This window comes from Pseudomonas sp. SST3, assembly GCF_003325755.1.
This window is the reverse complement of sequence record NZ_QORI02000098.1, coordinates 1-4,760: the sequence shown is the minus strand read 5'-3', so window position 1 is coordinate 4,760 and position 4,760 is coordinate 1. Positions and strand designations below refer to the sequence as shown.

The 4,760-nt window shown below is 60.0% G+C and carries 2 protein-coding genes and 3 pseudogenes; 3 read left to right on the top strand and 2 right to left on the bottom strand.

The annotated features are described in order from the left end of the window. The 3 genes and pseudogenes from DQ405_RS24260 to DQ405_RS24250 form a co-directional block, all read left to right on the top strand. Window positions 1-245, top strand: a pseudogene (locus tag DQ405_RS24260) (glutamine synthetase); the annotation flags it as partial. 57 nt (window positions 246-302) lie between these two features. Next, complete coding sequence (locus DQ405_RS24255; RefSeq protein ID WP_168426351.1) at window positions 303-1,667, top strand: aspartate aminotransferase family protein; 1,365 nt, start codon at window positions 303-305, stop codon at window positions 1,665-1,667. 184 nt (window positions 1,668-1,851) lie between these two features. Next, window positions 1,852-2,947 (top strand): annotated as a pseudogene (locus DQ405_RS24250) (polyamine ABC transporter substrate-binding protein). 74 nt (window positions 2,948-3,021) lie between these two features. On the opposite strand, the gene hutG reads toward DQ405_RS24250, so the two are convergent. After that, window positions 3,022-3,822, bottom strand: a complete 801-nt coding sequence (hutG, locus tag DQ405_RS24245; protein ID WP_014716542.1) for an N-formylglutamate deformylase — start codon at window positions 3,820-3,822, stop codon at window positions 3,022-3,024. 12 nt (window positions 3,823-3,834) lie between these two features. Continuing rightward, window positions 3,835-4,760 (bottom strand): annotated as a pseudogene (hutI, locus tag DQ405_RS24240) (imidazolonepropionase); the annotation flags it as partial.

Genomic DNA, 4,760 nt, shown 5'->3' with positions numbered 1-4,760 from the left:
CGGCATGGTCGAAGGCCATAACCCGAGCGCGCCGGTGGTGGGCCGTGGTTATGAGCGGCGCAACCTGCGCCTGCCGTTGACCATCGAAGACGCTCTGGAACGCATGGAAAACAGCAAGACCATCGAGAAATACCTGGGGCAAAAATTCATCACGGGCTACGTCGCGGTCAAGCGGGCCGAGCATGAAAACTTCAAAGCGCGTGATCAGTTCGTGGGAGCGGGAATTCCTGCTCTTCGCCGTCTGATGCGCCGGGCGCGCCTTTTAAATGGCGCGCCTTCACTGAAAAGTCTAGGAGATTGGTATGTCCAGCAACAACCCGCAAACCCGTGAATGGCAAGCCTTGAGCAATGATCACCACCTGGCGCCGTTCAGCGACTTCAAGCAATTGAAAGAGAAAGGCCCAAGGATCATCACCAAAGCCCACGGCGTTTACCTGTGGGACAGCGAAGGCAACAAGATCCTCGACGGCATGGCCGGCCTGTGGTGCGTGGCGATCGGTTACGGTCGCGATGAACTGGCCGATGCCGCCGCCAAGCAGATGAAAGAACTGCCGTACTACAACCTGTTCTTCCAGACCGCACACCCGCCGGTATTGGAGTTGGCCAAGGTCATTTCCGATGTCGCGCCGGCAGGCATGAATCACGTGTTCTTCACCGGCTCCGGCTCCGAAGGCAACGACACCATGTTGCGCATGGTCCGCCACTACTGGGCGATCAAGGGCCAGCCCAACAAGAAAACCATCATTGCCCGCAAGAATGGCTACCACGGCTCTACCGTGGCCGGCGCCAGCCTGGGCGGCATGACCTATATGCACGAGCAGGGCGACTTGCCGATCCCGGGCATTACCCACATCGCGCAGCCGTACTGGTTTGGCGAAGGCGGCGACATGAGCCCCGAGGAATTCGGTGTGTGGGCCGCCAACCAGTTGGAAGAGAAAATCCTGGAGCTGGGCGTGGAAAACGTCGGCGCCTTTATTGCCGAGCCGATCCAGGGCGCCGGTGGCGTGATCGTGCCGCCTGCCACGTACTGGCCGCGCATCAAGGAAATCCTCGCCAAGTACGACATCCTGTTTGTCGCCGACGAAGTAATTTGCGGCTTCGGCCGTACCGGTGAGTGGTTCGGTAGCGATTTCTACGACCTCAAGCCGCACATGATGACCATCGCCAAGGGCCTGACCTCGGGCTACGTGCCCATGGGCGGCCTGATCGTGCGTGACGAAGTGGTGGCGGTGCTCAACGAAGGGGGCGATTTCAACCACGGCTTTACCTACTCCGGTCACCCGGTGGCCGCGGCTGTTGCGCTGGAAAACATCCGCATCCTGCGCGATGAAAAAATCGTTAACCGTGTGCACGACGAAACGGCACCGTATTTGCAGAAACGTCTGAGGGAACTGGGCGATCACCCGCTGGTGGGTGAAGTACGCGGCGTCGGTATGCTCGGTGCGATCGAGCTGGTGCAGGACAAGGCGACGCGCAAGCGTCACGAAGGCAAAGGCGCCGGCATGATCTGCCGAACCTTCTGCTTTGAAAATGGCCTGATCATGCGCGCCGTGGGCGACACTATGATCATTTCGCCGCCACTGGTCATCAGCAAGGCTGAAATCGACGAGCTGGTCACCAAGGCCCGCCATTGCCTGGACCTGACTTTGGCTGCCTTGCAGGGCTAAGTGCTAGGCTCAGTGCGCGGTGCACTGGGCAGTTAAAAAGGCAGGGGCTTTGGTTGAAAGCCAGCCCCTGAACTTGCCAGACTGTCGCCCTGTTTTGTTGCCCTTCGGTTGGGCCGTAAAACATACAACGCTTGGTGGCCCAAAAAAGAAAAAATTGGAGCATCACCAAATGAAGGCATTAGGTTTGAAGAACGCTGGCAAGACTCTCCTCGCCTTGTCCCTGATGGGCGCAATGGCGGGCGCGGCCCAGGCAGACAATAAAGTGCTGCACGTTTACAACTGGTCCGACTACATTGCACCGGACACCATCGCCAACTTTGAAAAAGAGTCGGGCATCAAAGTGGTGTACGACGTTTTTGACAGCAACGAAACCCTGGAAGCCAAGTTGCTGGCAGGCAAGTCCGGCTACGACATCGTCGTGCCGTCGAACAGCTTCCTCGCCAAGCAGATCAAGGCCGGTGTCTACCAGGAGCTGGACAAGTCCAAGCTGTCCAACTACGGCAACCTGAACAAATCCCTGCTCAAGGCCGTATCGGTCAGCGACCCGGACAACAAGCACGCCTTCCCGTACATGTGGGGCTCGATGGGCATCGGCTACAACCCGGAGAAGGTCAAGGCCGCACTGGGCGTGGACAAGATCGACTCGTGGGACGTACTGATGAAGCCGGAAAACATCGCCAAGCTGAAAAAGCTGCGGCGTGAGCTTCCTCGATTCGCCAACCGAAATGCTGCCGGTAGCGCTGCATTACCTGGGCCTGCCGACCGACACGACGAAGAAGGCTGATCTGAAACAGGCCGAAGACCTGTTCATGAAAATCCGTCCTTCGATCGGCTACTTCCACTCCTCCAAGTACATCTCCGACCTGGCCAACGGCAACATCTGCGTGGCTGTGGGCTACTCGGGTGACATCGAACAGGCCAAAACCCGTGCGGCTGAAGCCGGTGGCAAGGTCAAGATCGCCTATGACATTCCCAAGGAAGGTGCTGGCAGCTTCTTCGACATGGTCGCCATTCCCAAGGATGCCGAAAACGTCGAGGCTGCCTACGCATTCATGAACTACCTGCTCAAGCCAGACGTCATGGCCGCGATCACCAACAGTGTGCGTTTCCCGAACGGTAACGAGAAAGCCACTGCCCTGGTCGATAAAGACATCACCAGCGACCCGGGTATTTATCCGTCGGCCGAAGTGCAATCCAAGCTCTACGCCATTGCCGACATGCCAGCGGCAACTCAGCGTGAAATGACCCGTAGCTGGACCAAGATCAAGTCCGGTAAATAACGCCAGAAACCTGTAGGAGCGAGCTTGTGTGGGAGCGGGCTTGCTCGCGAAWGCKRTTGCAGCAGCACCAACAATTACCGGTAGTGCTTCTGTCCCCAAGCCAACAGCCCTTCAAGCAACTGCCTCAACACCACCCGAGTCGGCTCGGCCAAATCCGGGCGATAACGGAACGGTTCGAACTCCTCCATATAGGTGCTCTGGCACAACTCCAGCTGCACCGCGTGGATATCCTGCGCGGGGTTGCCATAATGACGGGTGATATGGCCGCCCTTGAAGCGCCCGTTCAGCACATGGGTATATTGCGGATGCTGAGCGCAGATGGCTTCCAGCTGGCTGGCTAGCTGCGGGTCGCACGCAGCGCCGTTGAAGGTACCCAAATTGAAGTCCGGCAATTTGCCGTCGAACAGGTGCGGGATCAACGAGCGGATCGAGTGCGCATCGAACAGCAACGCATAACCGAACTCGGCCTTGAGGCGTGCCAGTTCTTCTTGCAGTTGACGGTGGTACGGCCCCCAGATTTTTTGCAGGTAACTGGCCCGCTCCTCCTCGGAGGGCGTTTGCCCTTCCCGGAACAACGGCACGCCATCGAACAGCGTCTCGGGGTACAGGCCCGTCGTAGCGCCGGCATACAGCGGCGTGTTGTCGGAGGGCCGGTTGAGGTCGATGACAAACCGCGAGTACTCCGCAGCCAGGGTGCTGGCGCCCAGTTCTTCGGCAAAGTCATACAACAGCGGGATATGCCAGTCGGTATCCGGCAGGCTTTGCGCCTCGGGGATCAACCCGGCCTCCACCGCAGGGGTGAGCCGCAGGCCGGCGTGGGGCATGCTGATCAGCAGCGGTACGCGGCCTTGCTTGAATGTCAGAACCTTATCCACAACTGCATCCTCTCAAACAGTGACGTCGGCGCCGTGGCGCACAACGCGTTTATCCAGCTCGCCACCCAGCCAGTAGGCCAGGTCGGCTGGGCGATCGATCTGCCAGGCGACAAAATCCGCGACCTTGCCCACTTCCAGGGAACCATGGGTATCACCCAGGCCCAACGCGGTGGCTGCGTGTTGCGTGGCGCCAGCCAGGGCTTCTTCCGGGGTCATGCGGAACAGGGTGCAGGCCATGTTCAGCATCAGCCGCACCGACAGCGCCGGTGAAGTACCGGGGTTGAGGTCGCTGGCGATGGCGATCTTCACGCCGTGCTTGCGCAGGGCCTCCATCGGCGGCAGCTGGGTTTCACGCAGAAAGTAGAACGCGCCCGGCAATAGCACAGCGACGGTACCGGCCGCAGCCATGGCGATGGCGTCTTCTTCAGTCATGAATTCCAGGTGGTCGGCCGACAACGCGTGGTAGCGCGCCGCCAGGCTTGAGCCATGCAACGACGAGAGTTGCTCGGCGTGCAGCTTCACCGGCAGGCCAAGTTGCTGGGCGACTTGAATACCCGCTCAACCTGCTCGGGGGAAAACGCCAGGTATTCACAGAAGGCATCGACCGCATCCACCAACCCCTCAGCGGCCAGGGCCGGCAGCATCTGGCTGCAGATGTGCTCGATGTAATCGTCGGCGCGGTCCTTGTACTCCGGCGGTAACGCGTGGGCGGCCAGGCAGGTGGCACGCACGCTGACCGGCAGTGCTTCACCCAGGCGCCGGGCCACACGCAGCATCTTGCGTTCGTTGGCCAGGTCCAGGCCGTAGCCGGACTTGATCTCCACCGTGGTCACGCCGTCACGCAGCAAACTGCGCAGGCGCTTTTCAGCGCTCGAGAACAGCTCATCTTCGCTCGCCGCACGGGTTGCGCGCACCGTGCTGGCAATGCCGCCGCCCTT

What these genes read in the sequence shown, in the direction of transcription:
- DQ405_RS24255 (WP_168426351.1), top strand. Translation starts at nt 303, where the DNA reads ATGTCCAGCAACAACCCGCAAACCCGTGAATGGCAAGCCTTGAGCAAT.